This window comes from Rhizobium sp. T1470 (assembly GCF_042140505.1).
Taxonomy (GTDB): Bacteria; Pseudomonadota; Alphaproteobacteria; order Rhizobiales; family Rhizobiaceae; genus Rhizobium; species Rhizobium favelukesii.
In genome coordinates this window covers 598,520-620,908 of the sequence record NZ_CP148093.1, presented here as the reverse complement: position 1 = coordinate 620,908, position 22,389 = coordinate 598,520, and the positions used below count along the sequence as shown (strand labels likewise).

Sequence of the window (22,389 nt, the reverse complement as noted above, 5' to 3'; positions counted from 1 at the left end):
ACATGGGCCATGTCAGAAGTTGCTCGTGATCCGCTTTATCGTCGCCACCGCTTTCCCGCTGAGATCATTGCGCACGCGGTATGGCTCTACTTTCGCTTTCCGCTCAGCCTGCGCATGGTTGAGGACATGCTGGCGGCTCGCGGCATCATCGTCACGCATCAGACCATTCGAAGCTGGGCGGAGAAATTCGGACGGCATTTCGCCCGGGAGATCAAGCGACGGTCAGCCGGCTGCCTGGGCGACAAATGGCATCTCGACGAATGTGTGGTGGCCATCAATGGCAAGAAGCAGTGGCTCTGGCGTGCGGTCGATCAGGACGGCTTCGTCCTCGACGTACTGGTGCAAAGCCGCCGAAATGCCAAGGCGGCAAAGCGTCTGATGCGTAAGTTGCTGAAGGCTCAAGGGCGGACACCACGGGTCATGATCACCGACAAGCTCCGGTCCTATGATGCCGCCAGGCGTGACCTCATGCCCGGTGTCGAACACCGGTCGCACAAAGGCCTCAATAATCGAGCGGAAAATTCGCACCAGCCGACCCGACGACGCGAAAGGACCATGAAACGCTTCAAGTCGGCATGCCAGCTTCAGCGGTTCGTTACCATCCATGATCCGATTGCCAACCTGTTCCACTTTCCCCGCAATACGCTGTCATCGGCTCAACATCGAGACCTGCGTAACGCCGCCATGCAAATCTGGAACAAAATCGCGTGTGTCGCCGCAGCCTGACAGCCGTCCCGGCCAGCTATCGCTGCATCAATCCGCTGATAACTTTACAGTGCCGATGCGATTGATCCGCCCGGCATCCGGTATCACCATGGCGGGATGACGTGCGCGAAGTTCTTGGCAAGCGTCCCAGAATGCCTCGATAAACACAGGCGCGTTTGCTGCGGCACGCTCCATGTCTCTGTCGAGATCGTCAGAGGCAAATCGTTCGTTGGTGCTGGGCCAGTAATCCGTATTGGCGGCCGCGCAGAAGCGCGCCTTGAAATGCTCCAGGATGACCTTGCGCTGGCTTTGGCCGCTGATGCGGTTGATGAGATCGCGAAAGCCCTCTTGAACGGCGGGCTCTATCGGGCCGGGACTATCAAACCACCACTTGCCGTCGAACTGGAGCATTAGGACTGTATCCTGGCCGTTGACTGAAGCCCCTCAATCTCTCGCCTTTGCTCGGCATGTTTTTCGGGGTTTTGCGCCTTTAGAGCCTGTCCGAGAATGGGGTTGAGTGATCGGGCCAATGATGATTCCAAGACGGTGTCTGAAGCCTGAATGGAAGCGTCATGTGGAACCCGACCACCCGGCGGCAGTATAGTCGCAATCAGCCACGATACGAAACCGACCTGACGGATGCAGAGTGGGCGGTGATCGCGCCCCTTCTTCCGCAGCCTGCGCCAAGGGGGCGTAAGCCAGCCTGGCCGCTGCGAGAGATCATCAATGCCATCTTTTACGTTCTACGAGGCGGAATTCCGTGGCGTCTCATCCCAAAAGACTTGCCACCCAAGAGCACGGTTTTCGGTTATTTCTGTCGTTGGCGAGACTGCGGCGTCTTCACGCGGATCAATCACTGCCTCGTCATGGCGGATCGTGAGCGGGCCGGCCGCCAGGCCTCTCCGAGTGCTGCTGTGCTGGATAGTCAGAGTGTCAAAACCACCGAGAGCGGCGGTCCGCGCGGCTATGATGCGGGCAAAAAGATCAAAGGCCGCAAGCGACAAGCAATGGTCGATATGGACGGACGCGCTCTCGTGCTTGATCCTCAACCGGCCGACGTTCAGGATCGCGATGGGGCCATCCCGGTTCTGCGCCTGTCGCGGAAGTCCTTCCCGTTCGTGGCCAAGGCATTTGCCGACATGGGCTACTCAGGCGACAGGCCGCAAAATGCGACGCTGGTCGATGTCGAGATCGTCCGCAAGCCAAAGGATCAGGTCGGCTTTGCCGTTCATCCAAAGCGTTGGGTTGTCGAGCGCTTCTTCGCCTGGATCAGCCGAAATCGGCGGCTGTGGAAGGACCCGGAATCGACCATCAAGTCCGCTAAGGCGTTCCTCTACGCCGCATCCATCATGACGCTCGTCAGAAGGATTGCTCGCCGCTGTTGAATTCTCGGACGGACTCTTAGCTTCTCAAGGTTGAGAATCTTCCAACGAACGGCTGGCAGGTCGGCTCCTTGTGGCAGCCCGATGGCTTCGAAATCTGGTTCGCCATCGTGGAGCGACAACAGGAAGCGCATGGCGTTGTCGTCGAGCCTTGCAAGAAGATTCGCCGTCATTTGCTCTCTCGCGGCTTTCAACTCATCGAGGCTGACGGTCTGTGTCGTCATTCCCTCGAACTCCTTCACGAATGCCTCTTCTAGCGCAGCGAGCGAGGGCCTGACCAACTCGTGCGGCGGCCGCCCAGAACTTGCGACATAAATAAGGAATGTCCGAAACAACGCGTCGGTCAGTCCCTCGTTTTCATAGAGCAGCTTTACATCGAACAGATCGCGTGGATGCTGCCGGTCAACCGCTGCATGCAGCTTTCCGCCGAACAGATCCTCGAACGAGACAACCTGCATCTCCGCGAACCCGAACGCTTCCTCGACTTTCTCGCTCACCCGGCGTCGTTCCGGCGGATGAACGGCGCCCCTCGCGACTGGGGAGGTCTCAATCTTGATCTCTGCGTTTCCTTGTCGGACAAGGACCCGAGTGTCGTTATTGCCGCCGCCTGCGATCCTTTGGACGCTCGCCCCCCGCAGATTGTGCAAAAGGTCTTCGCGGATATTCTCGAGGATCGTGTCAATGTTTTTCAGCGTCGTTTCACGGTCCTCGATCGGCAGATAGGTCAGGTCGATATCGACTGAGAGCCGAGGCATGTCGCGATAGAAGAGGTTGATCGCCGTCCCACCCTTCAGAGCGAAGGCCTCGTGCCGCGCGATATAGGGAAGGGTTCGCACCAGAAGGTCGACTTGGCGCATGTATTGTTCACGTGCCATCTGGGGTCTCCTTAGGCATTAAGTCTGCTGGGATTGTGATGCGGTAGGTGGGATGCAGTCTCCCGCCCGGTGTCAGCGCCCTGTCCCCCTTGCCAAGATCTACCGCTGACATGTCGATGTGTCGCCGCCAGGCATGATTGTGCTTGTCGGCATATACGAAGAAGAGACGCTTGGTTTTAACGCTCCGGCATTGCGCGAGGAGTGTCGTGAGTAATTTCGGGCGCAGATTAGCAAGGCTTTCGAATACCACATCGACCTTATGGAAGCTTTCACTCTTGGGAACCTCGTCGAGCATTTCGAGGATCGCGCGTTCTGTCGAGGACATCGGCATCGGCCAACGCCAAGGGCTCTGCTTCAACTCCAGATCGTCTTCGGTAGAGAGGTCGAAATCTGCGTTTTCGACTCCGGCCGTTCCATCGCCGAAAAGGGCGTTGTTCCTGGTCTTCAAATCGGCGTCTGTCCGCAGCTTCGGCAGCCACGAGGGAATATCTGATCCGTAGAGATATAGGTCGAAAGTGCCACCGAACGATAAGTAGTGGGCATGCCCCCGCAAGGAGAGCGAGCTCGCCCCGCCGATATGGAATCTATGTTGCATGAGCCAGACGGCCGAGAGCAGTGGTATCTTCCAACCGCCGACGGCTTCTGGATTGGCGTCAGAGGAAAAGGGGCGACGGTAGACACCTGACATGACTGACTCGAGCCAGCCCTGCTTGAGATAGCATGACGGGCCATCCACCTCGAGTCCACTAAGAAGCCAGGAGGCACTTGCTGTAGAAGCTGCTTTAGCTTTGGCTCTGATTGTCCATTCATGTTTGACATTATGCCACAAAATTAAAGCTTGCGCGACTGAACCTTTATGAATAAATCAATTTGTCAATTCTGAATTGACTCTTAGTGTCAACTGCAAAGTGAAATGAGAAATTCGATGTTCCCTGGGCGTAACGGACTCGGATCGCCTTAGACGGTTCAGTGCGACTGTGCGGTGTGATTACATTCTGGATACTGATTGCACCCCAGAAACCGGCTGTTTTCGCGACCTCTCGACCAACTGGCCGACCCGGCATTTGGGACATTGATGCAGGTGATCGCCATCGATCGATTCAAATAGTAGATTGTCGCCGGCAATTTCGGAGAGTTCGCGGGGCATCGTCAACTTAACGGAATGTGGAATTCGATGTGCGATGAAGGTTCATGACAGACCGTGATCCACTCTATCGTCGACATCGCTTTCCCTCTGAAGTTATTGCCCACGCCGTGTGGCTCTATTTCCGTTTCCCTCTGAGCCTGCGAATGGTCGAGGACTTGCTGGCTGCCCGTGGGATCATTGTCTCGCACCAGACCGTCCGGCTGTGGGCGGAGAAATTCGGCCGCACCTTTGCCAACGAGATCCGTCGTCGATCATCCGGTCGGCTTGGGGACAAGTGGCATCTCGATGAAGCCGTTGTTTCAATCCGCGGCAAGAAGCATTGGCTGTGGCGCGCAGTTGATCAGGACGGTTTTCGTCTTGGAGGTTCTCGTACAAAGCCGCCGAAATGCAAAGGCCGCCAAGCGCCTGATGCGCAAGCTCTTGAAGGGTCAGGGACGGTCGCCGCGTGCGATGATCACCGACAAGCTGCAGTCCTACGGCGCAGCAAAGCGAGAGATCATGCCGAGTGTAGAGCATCGCTGCCACAAAGGGTTGAATAATCGGGCGGAGAATTCTCACCAACCAGTCCGGCGGCGAGAGCGGATCATGAAGCGCTTCAAGTCACAGCGACATCTACAACGCTTCGTCTCCATCCATGATCCGATCGCCAACCTATTTCAAATCCCGCGCCACGACATCTCCTCCGGCCACCATCGCGAACTGCGCACGGCGGCGATGAGCCTGTGGGCGAAAATTGCCCGAGCATGAGAGATATCTGCGGATGGCGTCTTTCGCTGGCCTTTCATCCGTTTACGATGCCGCCGGCACCAGTCCGGCAATCCCGGTCAGGTCGAAGTTTGCCCTGGCCTGGTAGTAGGTTGGCCTGGAAACACCATACTCGTCGGAAGCGTCCGTTACCGAGACGTTGTCGATGGAGACGCGCCGCAGCATCTCGTATTTGACCTGGACGGCGTCGTGCGGATCGAAGAACTCGCTGCCACGGAACTTCGGGTCGCTCACCTTCTCGGAATTTGGATTGAAGGTGCCCTCGTCGATGAGGGCATCCATCTTTGATCGCTTGCCGCCGTACTTCGCAGGCATTGCGGGCTCCGGGTATGAAATCGAGTATTAATGTAATGATAATTACACCGCACTTCTCATTTATGTCAAGGACATTCTCTGAGTTAATCAAGGACATATGGCGTAATGCGGGATATATCGCTCATTGCGAGTCCTCTTGCGGCATAATCTCGTTTACATCAGCGGCATATTTATCCTTACACTCCGCTCGCGACCGCGCTGCCAACCTGCCACAAAGGTGTTCCACCATGCTGGCAAGTTCCATCAAGTTCGAAACCAGCAAGAGAGCGCGCCCGTTGCTCGCGAGAACTTCTGGATCAATGCTGACAAGATCAGTCCATTGAGGGGGAAGCGGCCATATGGCGCCATCGTCGGTCTGCAACAGCAACCGTTCGCCCTGCAAGTTACTTCGCTTACCAACGCAGGGCAGCTGCCGTCCGAAAAGGGGATGAAACTGATGTGTAACCAGCACTAGTGCCGCGCCACAGAGATTATGACTCTTTGACGGGGTAAGCTTTGCGGAGCTTTTGGCGGGCTTTTTCGGTTGTGAACATCCATTGGATCTTTGCGCCATTAGCGTTGCGTTGCTGCTCCCAGGCTGCGACTTCGGCGATTATGGTGTCTTTATTGTCGATACGACGGTCGAGGCATTGGCTGCGCAGGACACCGATCTCGATCTCGACCATGTTGAGCCAACTGGCGTGCTTGGGCGTGTGGTGGAACTCCAGTCGCTTCAGCACCCTTCGAGCCTCCGGGGCTGGAAATGCGTCGTAAAGCGCCCCGGCGGAATGGGTGGAGAGGTTGTCCATCACCACGCGGATGATCGGGGCGTCGGGATAATCGACGTCGACCAGTTCGCGCATGCACTGGGCGAAGTCTTGGTTGGTTCGCCGATCGGTGACCTTCACCCTGCGCCAGGGCTGGTGGGCGTCCATGAAGACAAACAGATTGACCGTGCCGTTTCGGCGATACTCGCAGTCGTAGCGTTCAAGCTGGCCAGGCTTGGCCGCAATGGGCTCGCGCACTTCGCCGATGAGTTGGGTCGGGCTCTCGTCGAAGCAGACCACGGGCCTTTGTGGATCAGGCGTCTCTGCGTAGAGGTCGAGAACATCCTCCATGCGCGCGACGTATTCCCCATCGAGCTTTGGGATGCACCACATGTCTTTGCGCCAAGGTTTGAGATGATTCTCAGCCAGCCGGCGACGTACGGTCTCCGAGGACAACTCGTCATGATCGGTGAGTCGGACCATCTCATCGGCCAGAAGCTCCAGGGTCCAGCGGGCTCGCCCGGGCGGCGGCTTTGAGCAGGCGGTCGCCACCAACAGCGCCTCCTCCTTGCTCGATAGCTTGCGCTCAACACCCGGGCGCGGTTCTTCACTGAGCGCGCCTTCCAGATTGGCTTCCACAAACCGGCGCTTGGTCCGGTAAATCGTCGATCCGCTGACGTTCAAGGTTGCCGCGATCACCTCGTCGCTGAAGCCTTCGTCCGCCGCCACCAGGATCTGGGCGCGCTTGATCTTGCGCGACGCATGGCGTCCCCCGCTCAACAAAACGGCCAGTTGATCACGTTCCGATTGGCTAAGCTCTACGTGAAACTTTATAGTCATCGACACCTCCTTCAGCGCGGAGACGCAGATGAATCCGAAAATGAGTCCCTCACTTGACCCGCAAGCCGCAACGGCAAGACATGGCCTTACGCAAGTCCAAGGCCAGTACCTGGCCTTCATCTACGCCTACAGCCGCATCTTCAAACAGCCTCCGGCCGAAGCCGACATGCGTCGCCACTTCGCCGTTACGGCTCCGTCTGTTCACCAGATGGTGCTGACCCTCGAGAAGGCAGGATTTATATCCCGCGTGCCAGGCGCAGCACGCAGCATCCAACTTCTCATCCCACCAGAAGACTTGCCCATTCTACGATAACCCAACCCGTCATAATCTCTGTGGCGCGGTACTAGCTGCTGACCTGCGCTGGTCGAGGCTGCATTCTCAGATAAGGCACAAGGTTTTGGAAGATCGTCACTTTACCTGGCCTGCCGCTCGTGATGGGGCGGTTCATCTCAGCGCGAGCGAAATGGCGCTTTTGTTAGATGGTCTGGACTGGACAAAAGTAGAGCAAAGGCCCGTGAAGCGCCCTGAAAAAATAGCATGATCTTATTGTAATCCATGGACAATTCCGCGAATTTTGGCTAGTGTTTGCCATGCTCAACCGTGGCCAACCCCTGCCTCGGGACCCAGACATTCTGGTCGGTATGGTCCTGGAAAGAGACGCTGAAATCGAGCGTCTGAAGGGCATGTTGAAGGCGGCCAACGCGCAACCTTTTGGGCAGAAGTCCGAAAAGTCCATTGCGGTTCTCGAAGGGCAGATCCGTCTCGATCTAGGGGACGCGGAGCGTGACGTTGCGGTGGACGCGACCAACGATGAGCCAAAGCCCGCCAAGGCGCCGCGTCAAGCAAGCTCCAAATCTCAGCCTCGCCGCAACCTCGGTGCCCTCCCTGAACATCTTGAACGCGTCGTTGAGGTCATTGAGCCATCATCGTTGGAATGTGCCTGCTGCCAGGGGCAACTCCATCGCATTGGTGAAGAAGAAAGCGAGGCCCTCGCGTCACGGCCGGCCACGCTTTATGTTCTGCGCACCGTGCGACCGAAGTACGCCTGCCGGGCTTGCGAAACCGGCATTGTTCAAGCCAAAGCGAAACCGCGGTTGTTCGATGGCGGCCTGGCGACGACGGCCATGATCAGCAATGTGGTCGTATGGCGATATGCCTGGTACCTGCCACTCAACCGCCAGGTTCAGATGCTGAAAGGACAAGGGGTCCGTTTAGACACATCAACACTTTGCGTTTGGGTGAAACGCTCGGCCTGGTGGCTAAAAACGCTCTACGACAAGCTCTTAGCTTACATTCACAGCCATAGCCGGGTGTTTGTGGACGAGACCCGGATGCCTGTCCTGAAAAAGGGCCAAAAACGCGCCAAGGTCTGTCAATTCTGGGCGCATGCGGTGGACGATCGCCCATGGAACGGTCCCGCGTATCCTGCGGTTGCCTATGTGTTTGCCCAAGGTCGAGGCAAGGCGGAAATCCAGTCGCAACTGGACAGCTACAACGGGCTTCTGCAAGTCGATGCGTATAAAGCTTATAAGAGTTTGACCCGGCCCGGTCGTAAAGCCGGAACGATTAAACTCGCCTATTGTCTGGCCCATGCGCGTCGCAAGTTTGTGGATGTGTATAAGAAGTACAAATCGGAGCTGGCCAAAACGGTGATCGAGCGGTTAGCCGAAATCTATGCGATTGAAGCTAAAATCCGCGGCACGAGCGCCGAGCATCGCCTGTCTGTTCGTCAGGCGAAAACCAAAGGCTTGATGGCTGACCTGAAAGCGCTTCTGATGGATACGATCAAAGATATCTCTGCCAAGGACCCTGTCGCATCCGCCATCAAGTACACTCTGGGGCTTTGGTCCGGCCTGACCCTATTCCTGAACGACGGTAGGCTTGAGGTAGATTCCAACACCGTGGAGCGCAATATGAGAAGTATTGCGCTTGGGCGCGTCAACAGTCTGTTTGCTGGCAGTGATGGCGGTGCCGAAACCTGGGCCATTTTAGGCTCCTTGCTGACGACAGCCAAGCTGAACGGCGTCGATCCGTACACCTGGCTCCACGACGTGCTTGAACGCATCGTGTCGGGCGAAATAAAGTCGACCTCCCTTGAGCGTTGCCTGCCGTGGCAATGGAAGAAAGAACATGCCGATATGAATATGGCGGTAGCAGCGTGAAGCGGCCCAAGCGTGCGAAACCTTTAACCCTGGAGCAGCTGGAAGTCTGGTTTGAAAAGGCCGAGCCGGCACCCCATTGCCGCGACGTCTCAATGATGAATGGCTTCCTCACGGGTCTGGCGGCTGGACCGGTCTTCCTGTTGCCCAACGACTGGATGTTCCATGTCATCGGCGATCACGAAAAGAGAGCCTTCATCGGCAACAAGATCCAGGCGGTGATCGACACGATCGTCGATCATTATAACCTCATAGCCCATCAGCTGACGGCGCCCGGGCGCTATGCCCCGGTATTGATGCGCACCGACGAGGGCGAAGTGCTTGCGGGCGACTGGGCCGACGGGTTCTTCGGGGCCATTGGTTTAAATCTCGAGGAATGGGCACCGCTGTTCGCTCAAAAGCAGACCGGCGATCCGCTTATGGCTATTCTCACTCAATGCACAAAGCCTGAGCTGATCCAAATGATCTCGACGGCATTCCCCAAGCCTCCCGAGGCCATTCTCAAAGATGCCTGGCGTACGCTTCCGTTCGCGGTCGAGGGTATTTACGCGCACTGCCAGCCGATGCGCTTTAACCCAGGCGCACCCGCCAACGACGCTTAGTCCGGGTTGAGGATCGGCGTCACGCCCATGGCTGTGGGGCGCTCGCAACGGATACCATGCAGCGAGCCACCCGGAACAGGGAAAACTCATCTTGCCGTCAGTCTCGGCCGCGAGGCGATCCGCCAAAATTACAATGTCCAGTTCGTGACGGCAGCCACGCTTGTCGCCATGTTGGCCAAGGCTCACAACGACGGAACCCTAGACAAGCAGTTGACGACCCCGTCACGGCCGAAACTGCTCATCATCGACGAACTCGGATATCTGCCCTTCGAAGCGAACGCGGCTCACCTGTTCTTCCAACTGGTCTCTCGCCGCTACGAGAAGGGATCGATCCTGATTACCTCAAATCGATCGGTCGGAGAGTGGGGGAGCGTCTTCGGAGACCCTGTCGTCGCCACCGCGATATTGGACCGCCTGCTGCACCATTCGACAGTGATCACCATCCGAGGTGATAGCTACAGGCTTCGCGAAAAGCGCCGTTCCGGCCTTCTGCAGAAGGCCGGAACGGCGCTCGAGACAAACGAAACAGCAAATCAATCAAGGGGGTCAGTTGTTCGTTTCGCCTACGGGGTCAAATCTTCACTTCGCTTGACATGAACGATGGGACCACGACGAGATCATACTATTTGGTAAGACGATCGTGATTCCCCTGATGAGGTTAAACAATAGTGAGGTTTTTCGAACACGGACGACCTTGGCATAAGGAAGTGTCTTGGGCACTTCCCGAGTCACGCCTCAGGCGAATAAACTTTGGCCTGCCCGAGTGTCTTTGCAGCTAAACCTAACATTACAGTTGCATATCTATCTGTGGTCTGAATCTATGGGTCTCCATGATTCGGAGGTCATGGATGACAGGTGCATCAATCGAGACTACGCTTGAGCTTTGGGCATCATCGTTGCGCGACGTGAAGGCTCGCATGCGCAGACTGTTTACGCAGGAGCGAGTTGCAGCCTCTGCGAACCTTTTCCTGGACGGCTTGCTGGGTGACGAGCGGCGTAAGACAGGTTGGATGCGTGCTGAGGCGGCCGGTGATCCCGGCCCGTGGCGGCAACAAGCCATTCTGGGGCGCGGGCGCTGGGACGCGGACGCACTTCGCGACATCGTGCGAGAGTATGTCGTAGAAAACCTCGCCACGGATGATGCGGTCCTGGTCATCGACGAGACGGGCTTCCTCAAGCAGGGCAAGACATCGTGCGGTGTTGCACGTCAATATACAGGTTCGGCTGGCAAGATAACGAACTGCCAGATCGGTGTGTTCGCCGCCTATGTGTCCGTTCGCGGTCATGCCTTTATCGATCGGGCCCTGTACTTGCCCAAAAGCTGGACCGGCGATCCGGCAAGGCTGGCAGCAGCTCATGTTCCTCAGGCTACAGCCTTCGCTACCAAGCCAGGCCTGGCTGTCGAGATGATACGGCGTGCGCTGGCAGCCGATGTGCCGTTTTCATGGGTGGCCGCAGATGCGGTCTATGGCGTCGGGGACGTTGAAGGGACCCTGCGTCGAGCCTGCAAAGGCTACGTTCTTGGGGTTAAATCGGACCACCATTTCGGCTCCTGGTCGGGTAAGCCTCCGGTCGCCGGCACAGCGCAGGAGATCGCCCGTGATCTCGATCCAAGTGCATGGCAACGTCTTTCCGCCGGTGAGGGCACCAAAGGCGCGCGGCTTCATGACTGGGCCTATTGCGAACTCGCCGACCTCGATGCCGACGAATACAACGAGACGACATCTGGGCTTTGGACCCGTGGCCTCCTGATCCGGCGCAATATCAGCGACGGTGATCTCGCATTCTTCACCACATGGTGCCTGGCCGGGACGGACATCCAGACGCTCGTTTCCGTTGAAGGCCATCGCTGGGCGATCGAAGACAGCTTCGAGACCGCCAAGAACGAGCTCGGACTCGATCACAATGAAACCCGGTCATGGCATGGCTGGCATCGCCACGTCTCCCTCGTCATGCTTGCCTTCGCCATGATGGCGGTGATCCGGTACCGCGCCAATGACGCGACGCCCCAAAAAAGACCGCGGATGCCGACCATCAGGACTTGATCCGCTGGTCTATCCAGGAAGTCCGGCGCATCGCCATAAGACTCGCTCAGCGTCGCATAAGCCCCGCCTACATCATCGCATGGTCATGCTGGAGGCGCGCCCATCAGGCGGCCGCTCGACGAGCTCACCTCAAAACTAAAATACAACTGTAATGCTAAGTACCAAGCATTCATCCGTTTGTCCCAGCTCCGGCAGCGCACGAAAGTCTGCCAATCAAACTCAAAGATTGACTGCAGGGTCCAATCGGGCGCGAGGCGTACAATCAACAAGTATTCGAAAAGCTGGCGGTCCGGGTCGACCGCGTCCGGATAAACCGTTCCTGTTTTGCGAGCGTCCAGCACGCCTTTTATTGAGTATCTGTCGCCACGGCGCGAAAGGGCGTCAACGTTGGCCGTCCCAACTGCGGCCTCGCTCAGGTTAGGGCAACCAGGGGTCTTATTGAAAAAGCTGATCGCGAGCTTTTCAGCAAGTTGTCCCACGCTCAGAGCTAGACCACGTTTTTTCATCTCTCGGTGGAGGTCGGCTCGCAACCGCAGAAGTTCGTTATCATCCATAGACAACAGATCCTGATGCATCTCCTCAAACCTCGAGCTGGTCATCTGTATGATCCGTTGATAAAAGGCGGTGCCCAATCTCTAGCGTCATGGCATTGCCATTCAAAAAAGCCTGACAGAAATTCATTATCTGGTCTTCGGGCCAGCGATCAGCACCCCGCATTGAACATTCCCAAACCGTGAGCACCCGCCATCCATCGTTCGCCAACGCTGAGCAATTTCTGGCGTCGCGCGATCTGTTTGCATTAATTTTTGATTCCCAGAACTCTGTGCGTGTAACCGGCATACGAAACAGGGGGCAATTGTGACCATGCCAGAAGCAGCCGTGGACGAACAATGCTGCGTGATGTTTCGGAAAGACTAGATCGGGACGACCCGGCATATCCTTAACCTGGAGCCGGTATCGATATCCACGAGCGTGTAGTCCACGACGGATCACCAACTCCGGGCGAGTGTCCCGCCCGCGTATTCTACTCATGTTATAACTGCGCACCTCAGGCGAATGCACATCGGAGACCGGCTTCGCTGCGGGGGGCTTCATGATACCAGCGCCGACTGTTGAGCTGGCGGTCTCACTGCAACGCGCGCCGGGATGGCGGGGAAGAGATCCGACAGTGCGGAAAACCCGCCTTTCCTTTCTTCGAAAATGGCCACGCTATGCTGCAACTCGCCATTGGCCAACATCGCAACGAGGCCTGCCTGGACCAACTGATGCGAATGCCTTCCGACGAATGTCAGCAAGATAGGACTCGAGCCGTCGTTATGCGGAACTGACCTTATCAATGCGAAGTCTCTGCTATCGAGATTGCGGAAAACCTCGTGATCAAGCTGGCTTCCTCCAAGACGCCAGTTCTTACCGCCCTTATTCACCCTCCGGATTTCCCTGTTCATGGCAGCGCCGAACAGGCAGATGCAGTCGAAATCACCGCCCTTCTCCTCAAAAACATCAGGATGAAGCAGTCGCTTTGCAGCGCGGGTTGTCAATGCGATAGCGCGCTGGTGGCTGGCGGTCGCTTTCCGATGGGCTGCAAACAGCCCCATATCTGAATCCGTAAGGGAGCGGACGATTATAAGTTCGGAGCCGCTCAATGCGATCCTCCGGATGTCGCGCGTGATGTTTCGACCGCACCTTCCGATTTGGTCAGCTGCGTATTCAGAGCTGCGCCTATGTGCCAGGCAAGCAGGGGAGGCACGGCATTTCCAATTTGCCTGAAAGCTGGGTTCATAGTCCCGCTGAATGTGAACCCATCCGGAAAGGATTGCAGACGTGCCGCTTCGCGGACGGATATAGGTCGCGCCTGATCGCTATCGTAGTGAATGTGGCTGTATCCATCTTTGCCGAGATGCGCGAGGAGAGTGCGGGCTGGGCGATCAGCTTCCATCTTCCGCCACTTATTGGGAAACTTGCCCGCGTCGTAGGGCGGAACGATGCTGGCAAGAAGTGCTTGCCATTCTTCTGAGCCTTCCGACAGCTCTCGGCCACTTTTCTTAAGCTCCGCCAGCTGCGCCTCGAACAGTGAGACGGCGTAGCGGTGAGCCTCCGGATACTGATCGCCTGCCTGAAGGCCGGCGAAAATCTGATAGTCCCGCGGCAGATACCGTATCACGTGGTCATAGACAGCAGATTTACCTTCGAAGCCAGGCCAAGTGCGCATCGCCTGCGCGTATTCTGTACGTGCACGGCGTTGGTGCATGGATCGGGACTTGAGCGGATCTGGATCTGTGATGGGGCTATCTATGTGGTCGGTCCATTGCGGCGGATGGATTTAGGGCGTGCGCATGCAAGCATACGATTGAGGGCGGCGCAGCCGATGGCCACTTCCGTCTGCTGAGTGTGAAACGACCGAGCCCGCAGACGCCGCCCGATGATGGACTTGTATCGGCCGATGGCAGTCTCGACCAGCGAGCGCTTGCCGTAGCCGGTGGAGAGCTGCCATTTCATTCGTCCGTCTCTGCTGATTGCAGCGATATGCTGATCCCTTTGTCCGGGAGATTGATCGCCGGCTGGTTCGATCGCGTTGGCGCGCGGGGGAATGACGATGACGGCAGCCGCACTGTGGTCGGTGACCGCGTCGTATGTGGGCTTCCCGTCATAGGCGCCGTCGGCTGTGAACTGCCCGATCCGACCATCGATCTGGTTGAGCAACGGCTCCACCTGCGATGCGTCGCCCGCGTCCTGGTCGGTCATCGTATGTGCAATGATCTCGCTGCTATCGGCATCCAGTGCCACATGCAGCTTTCGCCAACCACGGCGGGATCTGGCGCCATGCTTCTCCTCCAACCATTGGCCCGCGCCGTAGACCTGCAGTCCAGTGCTGTCGACAAGAATATGCACTGGCCCGTCCGGTCGACCCTGGAGGTCATGCGCCTTGTTGGGCGATTGCCATGTTCGCGCCCGACGGCTCAGGGTGGTATGATCGGGGACAGCGAGCGCCAAGCCCATCAAGGGCAGCACCGATCCTAATAATCCTTCGAGCTGACGCAGCCGCAAGCCGAACACCAGGCCCAGCGTCAAGGCGGTCTCGATGGCTAAATCGGAATAACGAGGCTGGCCACCACGCGTCGTTCGGCGTGGAGCAAGCCACATGGCAAGCGCCTCCGGTGTCAGCCACAGGGTCAAGCTGCCACGTCGCCGTAACCCCGCCTCATATTCCGGCCAGTTCGTCACCTTGAATTTCATCCTGCCGATGCGATGGCGGCGGGCGGCGTTATGTTTGAAAGGCATCAAGGTCACAGATCGGTTAGTGAGGTTGCCGATCGCCTACACCACGACCGCTAAACGATCCGTGCACCAACGCGATGCCAAGCCGGTGTCTAATTTTCGGGCGGCCATTGCTGCGCGCCATGCAGGACACGAACTAACTCCACATCGTCGGATACTACATAGACCACGATGAAGGGCGTCCCGGACACAACCAATTCCCTTGTTTCCGGCATTCGGCCTGTGCGGCCGGAGCGAGGAAAGTCACGCAACCGCTCAACCTGTCGCTCAATTTCATCCCACATATTGAGCGCTGCCAAAGGATTGTCCAATGCAATATGGTCAACGATCTTGTCGAGATCGATGGCATATGAATCACGCCTGACGATCCGCATGTACTCAGCGACCTTGCGCGCCAATACGGCGCTGTAGGTCCGCCCGCTTCAACTGCGCCTTATCCGCCCATTCGTCCTCGGAAATTGCACGATTCGAGCCATCCTCAATCCCATCCATTGCCTTTTGCACCTGGCTTCGGAACCACGCATCATGTTCCCCCGCTGTATGGAGTTGTCGCTGACGTTCCGCCGTATCAGGCCGCTTGCGTTCCACGGCAGCCGGATCATGTTCGGTCATGTCGATTTCGAACCGTTCAAGTCCAAGCTCGTCACGAACATAAGCAGCAGCCGTGTTCAGATTCCGCCAGATTCGCATCCGGCGCGATCGTTGAGCGGCCACAGCTCTTTCGTTCGCTCCATATTTCACGAGAACGGCAAACCCGCCCGGCTGCCCAAAAACAACGGCGCCGTTGAGTGCGTGAGCGATCGCCAGGTTTTTGACGGCTTTGCCATCGATAGTATCCGGCTGCATGGAAATCCCTTCTAATAAAAGCGATGCGTTTATCAGATGTTTGCACGAATTTACCATTTTAGCAACGGCTTCGCCACCTTCTTCATTTCGAAAGCCATAAGGGAGCTTTCCGCGAGTGTGGGTGGTGCGGTTTTTGTTAAGTTTGTGCCACACCGGCCCGCAGTTTGCGCGGGCCGGAACCGTCGCAGGGATGCGTGAGCAGCCCGAACGGCGACGTCCGCTTATCTTTCTCTATCTTTAATAGAACTAGTGCCGCGCCACAGAGATTATGACTCTTTGACGGGGTAAGCTTTGCGGAGCTTTTGGCGGGCTTTTTCGGTTGTGAACATCCATTGGATCTTTGCGCCATTAGCGTTGCGTTGCTGCTCCCAGGCTGCGACTTCGGCGATTATGGTGTCTTTATTGTCGATACGACGGTCGAGGCATTGGCTGCGCAGGACACCGATCTCGATCTCGACCATGTTGAGCCAACTGGCGTGCTTGGGCGTGTGGTGGAACTCCAGTCGCTTCAGCACCCTTCGAGCCTCCGGGGCTGGAAATGCGTCGTAAAGCGCCCCGGCGGAATGGGTGGAGAGGTTGTCCATCACCACGCGGATGATCGGGGCGTCGGGATAATCGACGTCGACCAGTTCGCGCATGCACTGGGCGAAGTCTTGGTTGGTTCGCCGATCGGTGACCTTCACCCTGCGCCAGGGCTGGTGGGCGTCCATGAAGACAAACAGATTGACCGTGCCGTTTCGGCGATACTCGCAGTCGTAGCGTTCAAGCTGGCCAGGCTTGGCCGCAATGGGCTCGCGCACTTCGCCGATGAGTTGGGTCGGGCTCTCGTCGAAGCAGACCACGGGCCTTTGTGGATCAGGCGTCTCTGCGTAGAGGTCGAGAACATCCTCCATGCGCGCGACGTATTCCCCATCGAGCTTTGGGATGCACCACATGTCTTTGCGCCAAGGTTTGAGATGATTCTCAGCCAGCCGGCGACGTACGGTCTCCGAGGACAACTCGTCATGATCGGTGAGTCGGACCATCTCATCGGCCAGAAGCTCCAGGGTCCAGCGGGCTCGCCCGGGCGGCGGCTTTGAGCAGGCGGTCGCCACCAACAGCGCCTCCTCCTTGCTCGATAGCTTGCGCTCAACACCCGGGCGCGGTTCTTCACTGAGCGCGCCTTCCAGATTGGCTTCCACAAACCGGCGCTTGGTCCGGTAAATCGTCGATCCGCTGACGTTCAAGGTTGCCGCGATCACCTCGTCGCTGAAGCCTTCGTCCGCCGCCACCAGGATCTGGGCGCGCTTGATCTTGCGCGACGCATGGCGTCCCCCGCTCAACAAAACGGCCAGTTGATCACGTTCCGATTGGCTAAGCTCTACGTGAAACTTTATAGTCATCGACACCTCCTTCAGCGCGGAGACGCAGATGAATCCGAAAATGAGTCCCTCACTTGACCCGCAAGCCGCAACGGCAAGACATGGCCTTACGCAAGTCCAAGGCCAGTACCTGGCCTTCATCTACGCCTACAGCCGCATCTTCAAACAGCCTCCGGCCGAAGCCGACATGCGTCGCCACTTCGCCGTTACGGCTCCGTCTGTTCACCAGATGGTGCTGACCCTCGAGAAGGCAGGATTTATATCCCGCGTGCCAGGCGCAGCACGCAGCATCCAACTTCTCATCCCACCAGAAGACTTGCCCATTCTACGATAACCCAACCCGTCATAATCTCTGTGGCGCGGTACTAGCCCGCATCTCTCACAGCGCCTGTGGCTTTGGTTGACGTTGGGCTGTTGGCGGCGGTCGGGGCCGGGCTCGCCGCCGAAGACGCGCGCGGCCGTCGCCGCGATGTGGGGCGTTTTGTCTGGGCCGGTGATGTATCCTTTTTCGTTGGTGGGTGGGTTCAGGTCCGGCGGCATCATCGGGCCGCAGCGCATATTCGGGCGTGAGCCAGAGCAAACTCCTCGGCATAGGGGCAGGCCGAAGCCATCGCCACCTTGATGCGGCGGACTGAGACGCGGACCTGGGCGCCGATCTTCAACAGCTTCAATCAGCACTGTTGCATGGATCAGACTTTGGACGAGGCAACCCTATCCACTGCATTTTTCATGCAACGCGCTCGAACTTGGGCCGGCCAAGTTCTGTCATCCGGTTAAGAACACGGACGCCAATCTTCGCTTCAGTCTTCTGATTGTCAAAATGTCGTGCTTTGACTTTGGGCCCGATCACAGCCTTCCATCGACCCATCTGGGTCTCAGCGCGACTGCGCTTGTTGTAGCCGGCGGATTTCTGCCATGCCATCCGCCCTTTGGTCTGGATTTCTGCAATATGGCGATCGCGGACAGATGGAACCAGCACCGATTGAGGGCTGGCAACGGCAGTCTTGGGAGGTGGGATAATGACCTCCACGATCTCACCAAAGCGTGTCGCCAGAAGGATCTCGGGTTGGCGTTCCATCATAGGCGCCGTCGGCAATGAACTTCTCGACGGGGCCACCGATCTGGTCCAGAAGTCCTGGTAACGTTGTCGGATCGCCGACATCATCCACGGTCAGATCGGAACAAACAATCTCACCACTGATACCAGCGTGAGCGATCTCTGACTCTTTTTGAGTATAGCGCGACGATCAGGATGAGACGCGAGCGACAATCTGGATGAGATTCTTATGTCGCGGTTGGAGCGAAGTTATCATGTTGATTGTCGCTGGCAAGAGTTTCATCGTGTTCTGATTGCCGCTCCGCGACAAGCTGGGAAGAGCTTTTGATTGTCGCGAATGAGGCGGGTCTGCCGCGCTGGCGTTTGGCTTCCATGGCCGAACGCCGCCGGTAGCTTTCGACATTCATCTCGAAGATTGTTGCGTGATGGACAAGTCGGTCCACCGCGGCAAGCGTCATGGCCGGGTCTGGAAAGACGCGGTTCCATTCTCCGAAGGGCTGATTGGCGGTGATCATGATGGAACGCCGCTCATATCTTGCGGAGATGAGTTCGAAGAGCACGCTCGTTTCGGCCTGGTCCTTGGTGACGTAGGCCAGGTCGTCGAGGATGAGAAGATCGAACTTGTCGAGCTTTGCGATGGCGGCTTCGAGCTGAAGCTCCCTCCGCGCGACCTGAAGCTTCTGGACGAGATCGGTCGTGCGGGTGAAGAGCACGCGCCAGCCGTTCTCGATTAGCGCGAGGCCGACGGCTGCGGCGAGATGGCTCTTTCCGCCGCCGGGCGGACCGAACATCAGGATATTGGCGCCTTTGGCGAGCCAGCTATCGCCGGCTGCAATCGCCATGACCTGGGCCTTGGAGACCATGGGAACAGCGTCGAAGGCGAAGCTGTCGAGCGTCTTTCCGGGTGGCAGGTGGGCCTCGGCGAGGTGTCTTTCGATCCTGCGATGGGCGCGTTCGGCCAATTCATGCTCGGCGATGGCCGAGAGGAAACGGGCAGCAGGCCATCCTTCCCGATCGGCCTGCTCGGCAAATTGGTGCCAGAACGTCTTGATCGTCGGCAGCCTCAGTTCGTTGAGCATGATGCCGAGGCGGGCTTCATCGACTGTGTGGATGTTGCTCTTCATGCGACCTCTCCCGCATAGGCCGTGCCGATCAGGGCTTCATAACCATTGAGCGACGCGAGTTGCACATGAACGATCGGCAACTGATCCGGGTCCGGGCTGAAGACCGCTCTCAAAGCCGCCAGATCAGGCAGTTTGTGGGCGTCGAGCGTTTTGGCAAGCTCCTCGGCCAGTTCACGCTCGCAACTGCGATCGTGAGCCAAGGCAAGCAGTTCCACGGTGATCTTGCAAGCCTGCCGCTCGGGCAGTTGCTCGATGAGCGCGTCGAAAGTCCTGCGATATTCCGGCCTGGGGAAGAGCTTGTCGCGATAGACGAGCCCCAAAAGCGCCATCGGCTTTTTGCGCAGGGAATGAATGACGTGATGATAGTTGACGACTTGATCGTGCTTGCCACTCGCATGGGCGCGGCCTCGGGGTAATGTCAGCAGATGCGTGCCGCCGATGAAGACGTCGAGGCGATCGTCGAACAGACGCACCCGCAGCCGGTGGCCAATCAGACGGGAAGGCACGGTGTAGAAGACCTTGCGCAAGGCGAAGCCGCCGGTGCTCGATACGGTGACGATGACCTCTTCGAAGTCGGTGGTGCGACGATCGGGAAGAGCTTGCAGATGCGTGCGCTCGGCATCGATGCGCTTGCCATGTGCGGCATTGCGGCGGCTGACGATCTCATCGATGAAGGCGCGATAGGATCCGAGGTCGCCAAAGTCCCTGGTTCCGCGCATCAGCAGAGCATCGCGGATCGCATTCTTGAGATGGCCGTGGGAACTTTCGATCGAGCCGTTCTCGTGCGCGACGCCCTTGTTGTTGCGCGTCGGCGTCATGCGATAATGGGCGCACAGTTCGTCGTAGCGATGCGTCAGATCGACCTTGGCGTCGGCATCGAGGTTGCGGAAGGCGGCCGATAAGCTGTCGCTGCGATGATAGAGCGGCGAACCGCCAACCGACCACAGGGCGTTCTGCAGCCCCTCGGCCAGAGCGACGAAGCTCTCTCCACCCAGGATGACATGGGCATGCTCGAAGCCCGACCAGACCAGCCGGAAGTGATAAAGCAGATGATCGAGCGATTGGCCGGCGATCGTCACGCCGAGGCTGCCCATGTCGGTAAAATCCGACAGTCCTAACCGACCGGGTTCGTGCATCTGACGGAAGATCACTTCCTGCTCCTGACCGTGAACAGCCCGCCATGATCGGATACGACGCTCAATCGTACGGCGAACACCTTCTGACAGCTCTGGATGACGCCGCAGCATCTCGTTGTAAACGGCGACCGCTCGGATGCCGGGCGCGGCCTTGAGGAGCGGAACAACCTCGGCGTCGAAGATGTGCTCAAGGGGATCGGGGCGACGCCGGTCGCGCGGCGGCTTGGTCTGCGATGGAAGACGCGCATCCTTCTCGATGCGGTAAGCCGTCGCCCGGCTGATCGACGCCTTGGCGGCAGCGACCTCAATGGGGTTGTTTTGTCGGTACTTCATAAAAAGCCTCGTCTGATGATCGGTTACATGGCGACCCGGCACAAAGGTGATTCTCCATTCTCAGAAAATCACCGACGCTACCGGGCCAACCGCGATCATGAGACGCCGAAAAATTGCGCCGCGGCGGGGGTGTAACTCCAGTCGGGCTACGCCCTCCCTTCGTCACACCCCCGCCGCCGAGTCTCATCCTGATTGACGCTGAGTCTCACCTTGTTTGTCGCCGCGCATTTTGAGGTTTCCAAATCAGTTGAGTTCTGAATCAATACCGCAAACGGAGGTTTGCGGATGACATCAGGAATTCCACTGCGCGATGACTTCGACGGCTTCGCTCTTCGGGCGTTGGCCAAAGGCACGAAGGATGCGGCACAGGCTCGGCGGCTTCTTGCCCTTGCCGAAATCTATGATGGCCATTCCCGCAGCGATGCGGCCAGGATCGGAGGCGTGACCCTGCAAATTGTCCGCGACTGGGTTATTCGCTTCAATGCGCGTGGCCCGTCGGGGCTCATCAATGGCAAAGCACCCGGCAATCAAGGAAAGCTTTCCGACGTGCATCGCCAGGCTTTGGCAAAGATCGTCGAAAGTGGCCCGATACCGGCGGTGCATGGCGTTGTGCGCTGGCGGCGCAAGGATCTTGCTCAATGGCTGTTCCAAGAATATCGGATATCCGTCGATGAAACGACCATTGGCCGCGAATTGAAGGCGCTCGGCTTTGCAAAGCTGTCTGCCCGCCCGCGCCATTACGCCCAGAACGAAGGCGACCTGGAGAGTTTTAAAAAAGTTCCCCGCCACACTGGCAGCCATCAAAGGCAGGCTCCCGAAGAACGTCGAGATTGAGCTCTGGTGGGCCGACGAAGCTCGGATAGGCCAAAAGAACAAGATCACCCGGCGATGGGCACGCAGGGGAACAAGGCCTTCGGCACCACACGATCAACGCACGATGTGGACCTATATCTTCGGCGCTATCTGCCCCAAGAAGGGCAAAGGTGCGGGTCTCGTTCTTCCCTACTGCGACACCAGCGCCATGAACCAGCATTTGATCGAAATCAGCCAGGCCGTCGATGACGGCGCTCATGCCGTGCTGATCGTTGATCAGGCGGGGTGGCATGTCACGCCGAAGCTCGATGTGCCCGACAACATCACACTGCTCTTCCTGCCGCCACGCTCGCCCGAATTAAATCCCGTCGAGAACGTGTGGCAATTTCTGCGTGACAACTGGTTGTCCAACCGGATCTTCAAAGATTACGAGGACATCGTCGCCCATTGCTGCGACGCATGGAACAAGCTGGTCGCTCAGCCGTGGAAGATCATGTCGATTGGAATGCGTGACTGGGCGCACCGGTTTTGATTAGCGCTCGTTGGTATTACAAGGGCAATGCTGCGCGCCCGGCTCTGGCCTGCGCGGCGTGAAGAGATCAGTCGGTCACGGTGAGCAGGATACAGACGCTACCGTGCTGAGCTGATGCGTGAACTTGCAGGAAACGATTAGATGGTGTGATCGATCGATCCGAGACGCGGTACACTCCGTAGATGCCAGTGGCCCAACGAGGCCGATCAAGTGTTTGGAACCCACGTCGCGGAACCCATCTTGGCCAGCGTTCATGTGTGAACGCAACAAAAGGCCGGACATATGAACGCAAGAGATCCGATCAAATCATCAAAGAGTTCTTGCAAGGA

The 22,389-nt window shown here is 57.8% G+C and carries 25 protein-coding genes and 5 pseudogenes; 12 read left to right on the top strand and 18 right to left on the bottom strand.

The features are described from left to right. The first annotated feature begins 9 nt into the window (after positions 1-9). Entirely contained in the window at positions 10-726 is a 717-nt protein-coding gene (locus WGT02_RS32870; protein WP_208246224.1) for an IS6 family transposase, read from the top strand. Between the two features lie 27 nt (positions 727-753). Here WGT02_RS32870 and WGT02_RS32865 read toward each other — a convergent pair whose 3' ends face one another. Further along, complete coding sequence (locus WGT02_RS32865) at positions 754-1,116, bottom strand: hypothetical protein (protein WP_208246222.1); 363 nt, start codon at positions 1,114-1,116, stop codon at positions 754-756. A gap of 161 nt (positions 1,117-1,277) precedes the next feature. Between WGT02_RS32865 and WGT02_RS32860 the strand changes: the two genes are divergently transcribed. Further along, complete coding sequence (locus WGT02_RS32860) at positions 1,278-2,090, top strand: IS5 family transposase (protein WP_208246220.1); 813 nt, start codon at positions 1,278-1,280, stop codon at positions 2,088-2,090. Here WGT02_RS32860 and WGT02_RS32855 read toward each other — a convergent pair. Further along, entirely contained in the window at positions 2,039-2,962 is a 924-nt protein-coding gene (locus WGT02_RS32855; protein WP_208246218.1) for a nucleotidyl transferase AbiEii/AbiGii toxin family protein, read from the bottom strand. The two genes, WGT02_RS32860 and WGT02_RS32855, sit on opposite strands and share 52 nt — an antisense overlap. Next, on the bottom strand, positions 2,952-3,698 hold the full coding sequence (locus WGT02_RS32850; protein WP_339151187.1) for a type IV toxin-antitoxin system AbiEi family antitoxin domain-containing protein: 747 nt from the start codon (positions 3,696-3,698) through the stop codon (positions 2,952-2,954). The genes WGT02_RS32855 and WGT02_RS32850 overlap by 11 nt, the downstream gene beginning before the upstream one ends. A 455-nt stretch (positions 3,699-4,153) precedes the next feature. On the opposite strand from WGT02_RS32850, the pseudogene WGT02_RS32845 reads away from it, so the two are divergent. After that, a pseudogene (locus WGT02_RS32845) lies at positions 4,154-4,564 on the top strand (transposase); the annotation flags it as partial. Beyond that, on the top strand, positions 4,518-4,856 hold the full coding sequence (locus WGT02_RS32840) for a DDE-type integrase/transposase/recombinase (protein ID WP_375679689.1): 339 nt from the start codon (positions 4,518-4,520) through the stop codon (positions 4,854-4,856). The pseudogene WGT02_RS32845 and the gene WGT02_RS32840, both read left to right, overlap by 47 nt. A 42-nt stretch (positions 4,857-4,898) precedes the next feature. Here WGT02_RS32840 and WGT02_RS32835 read toward each other — a convergent pair whose 3' ends face one another. From WGT02_RS32835 to WGT02_RS32825, 3 genes are all read right to left on the bottom strand, one after another. Beyond that, positions 4,899-5,189, bottom strand: a complete 291-nt coding sequence (locus WGT02_RS32835) for a helix-turn-helix domain-containing protein (protein WP_225040381.1) — start codon at positions 5,187-5,189, stop codon at positions 4,899-4,901. Positions 5,190-5,310: 121 nt separating this feature from the next. Further along, entirely contained in the window at positions 5,311-5,742 is a 432-nt protein-coding gene (locus tag WGT02_RS32830; RefSeq protein ID WP_225040383.1) for a DUF5372 family protein, read from the bottom strand. Continuing rightward, positions 5,660-6,775, bottom strand: a complete 1,116-nt coding sequence (locus WGT02_RS32825; RefSeq protein WP_208244984.1) for an IS630 family transposase — start codon at positions 6,773-6,775, stop codon at positions 5,660-5,662. The genes WGT02_RS32830 and WGT02_RS32825 overlap by 83 nt, the downstream gene beginning before the upstream one ends. A 28-nt stretch (positions 6,776-6,803) precedes the next feature. Between WGT02_RS32825 and WGT02_RS32820 the strand changes: the two genes are divergently transcribed. The 6 genes and pseudogenes from WGT02_RS32820 (at position 6,804) to WGT02_RS32795 (ending at position 11,582) form a co-directional block, all read left to right on the top strand. Then, positions 6,804-7,088, top strand: a complete 285-nt coding sequence (locus tag WGT02_RS32820; protein WP_225039569.1) for a LexA family transcriptional regulator — start codon at positions 6,804-6,806, stop codon at positions 7,086-7,088. An 85-nt stretch (positions 7,089-7,173) separates the two neighbouring features. Continuing rightward, positions 7,174-7,317: an IS66 family insertion sequence element accessory protein TnpB gene (gene tnpB / locus WGT02_RS32815; RefSeq protein WP_208246212.1), complete on the top strand. Its 144-nt coding sequence runs from the start codon at positions 7,174-7,176 to the stop codon at positions 7,315-7,317. 49 nt (positions 7,318-7,366) lie between these two features. Then, positions 7,367-8,938 (top strand): IS66 family transposase, encoded by a 1,572-nt coding sequence (locus WGT02_RS32810; protein WP_208246435.1) that lies wholly within the window; start codon positions 7,367-7,369, stop codon positions 8,936-8,938. Beyond that, positions 8,935-9,537, top strand: coding sequence for a YecA family protein (locus WGT02_RS32805; protein ID WP_208246210.1), 603 nt, complete (start codon positions 8,935-8,937; stop codon positions 9,535-9,537). The genes WGT02_RS32810 and WGT02_RS32805 overlap by 4 nt, the downstream gene beginning before the upstream one ends. Positions 9,538-9,603: 66 nt before the next feature. Continuing rightward, positions 9,604-10,134, top strand: a pseudogene (locus tag WGT02_RS32800) (ATP-binding protein); the annotation flags it as partial. A gap of 233 nt (positions 10,135-10,367) precedes the next feature. Next, on the top strand, positions 10,368-11,582 hold the full coding sequence (locus WGT02_RS32795; protein ID WP_208244986.1) for an IS701 family transposase: 1,215 nt from the start codon (positions 10,368-10,370) through the stop codon (positions 11,580-11,582). A gap of 83 nt (positions 11,583-11,665) precedes the next feature. Here the strand turns inward: WGT02_RS32795 and WGT02_RS32790 are convergent, their stop codons facing one another. The 8 genes and pseudogenes from WGT02_RS32790 to WGT02_RS32755 form a co-directional block, all read right to left on the bottom strand. Next, positions 11,666-12,181 (bottom strand): hypothetical protein, encoded by a 516-nt coding sequence (locus WGT02_RS32790; RefSeq protein WP_339151158.1) that lies wholly within the window; start codon positions 12,179-12,181, stop codon positions 11,666-11,668. Continuing rightward, positions 12,162-12,614 carry a very short patch repair endonuclease gene (locus WGT02_RS32785; protein ID WP_341353305.1) on the bottom strand — a complete coding sequence of 151 codons (453 nt, stop codon included), beginning with the start codon at positions 12,612-12,614 and terminating at the stop codon, positions 12,162-12,164. The genes WGT02_RS32790 and WGT02_RS32785 overlap by 20 nt, the downstream gene beginning before the upstream one ends. Before the next feature lie 59 nt (positions 12,615-12,673). Beyond that, positions 12,674-13,225 (bottom strand): hypothetical protein, encoded by a 552-nt coding sequence (locus WGT02_RS32780; protein WP_208246203.1) that lies wholly within the window; start codon positions 13,223-13,225, stop codon positions 12,674-12,676. Then, positions 13,222-13,809, bottom strand: a pseudogene (locus WGT02_RS32775) (DNA cytosine methyltransferase); the annotation flags it as partial. The pseudogene WGT02_RS32775 and the gene WGT02_RS32780, both read right to left, overlap by 4 nt. A gap of 62 nt (positions 13,810-13,871) precedes the next feature. After that, positions 13,872-14,861 (bottom strand): IS5-like element ISRm33 family transposase, encoded by a 990-nt coding sequence (locus tag WGT02_RS32770; RefSeq protein WP_208246201.1) that lies wholly within the window; start codon positions 14,859-14,861, stop codon positions 13,872-13,874. An 89-nt stretch (positions 14,862-14,950) separates the two neighbouring features. Continuing rightward, positions 14,951-15,232, bottom strand: coding sequence for a type II toxin-antitoxin system RelE/ParE family toxin (locus tag WGT02_RS32765; RefSeq protein WP_065284808.1), 282 nt, complete (start codon positions 15,230-15,232; stop codon positions 14,951-14,953). Positions 15,233-15,236: 4 nt separating this feature from the next. Further along, positions 15,237-15,857: a hypothetical protein gene (locus WGT02_RS32760; protein ID WP_225040385.1), complete on the bottom strand. Its 621-nt coding sequence runs from the start codon at positions 15,855-15,857 to the stop codon at positions 15,237-15,239. A 113-nt stretch (positions 15,858-15,970) separates the two neighbouring features. Further along, positions 15,971-17,086 carry an IS630 family transposase gene (locus tag WGT02_RS32755; RefSeq protein WP_208244984.1) on the bottom strand — a complete coding sequence of 372 codons (1,116 nt, stop codon included), beginning with the start codon at positions 17,084-17,086 and terminating at the stop codon, positions 15,971-15,973. A 28-nt stretch (positions 17,087-17,114) separates the two neighbouring features. Here WGT02_RS32755 and WGT02_RS32750 point away from each other — a divergent pair, with 28 nt between their 5' ends. Continuing rightward, complete coding sequence (locus WGT02_RS32750; protein WP_225039569.1) at positions 17,115-17,399, top strand: LexA family transcriptional regulator; 285 nt, start codon at positions 17,115-17,117, stop codon at positions 17,397-17,399. A gap of 205 nt (positions 17,400-17,604) precedes the next feature. On the opposite strand, the pseudogene WGT02_RS32745 reads toward WGT02_RS32750, so the two are convergent. The 4 genes and pseudogenes from WGT02_RS32745 to istA all read right to left on the bottom strand — a co-directional run. Continuing rightward, positions 17,605-17,736, bottom strand: a pseudogene (locus tag WGT02_RS32745) (transposase); the annotation flags it as partial. A 56-nt stretch (positions 17,737-17,792) separates the two neighbouring features. After that, positions 17,793-18,267 (bottom strand): annotated as a pseudogene (locus WGT02_RS32740) (transposase); the annotation flags it as partial. An 82-nt stretch (positions 18,268-18,349) separates the two neighbouring features. Then, positions 18,350-19,246, bottom strand: a complete 897-nt coding sequence (gene istB, locus WGT02_RS32735) for an IS21-like element helper ATPase IstB (protein WP_208245168.1) — start codon at positions 19,244-19,246, stop codon at positions 18,350-18,352. Then, positions 19,243-20,715, bottom strand: a complete 1,473-nt coding sequence (gene istA / locus WGT02_RS32730; protein WP_208245170.1) for an IS21 family transposase — start codon at positions 20,713-20,715, stop codon at positions 19,243-19,245. Before istA ends, istB begins: the two co-directional genes overlap by 4 nt. A 285-nt stretch (positions 20,716-21,000) precedes the next feature. Here istA and WGT02_RS32725 point away from each other — a divergent pair. After that, positions 21,001-22,060, top strand: a protein-coding gene (locus WGT02_RS32725; protein ID WP_208246197.1) for an IS630 family transposase whose coding sequence is annotated in 2 segments (ribosomal slippage) — positions 21,001-21,494 and positions 21,493-22,060 — 1,062 coding nt in all. Because the reading frame shifts where the segments join, the coding sequence is not laid out codon by codon here. Positions 22,061-22,389: the final 329 nt, after the last annotated feature.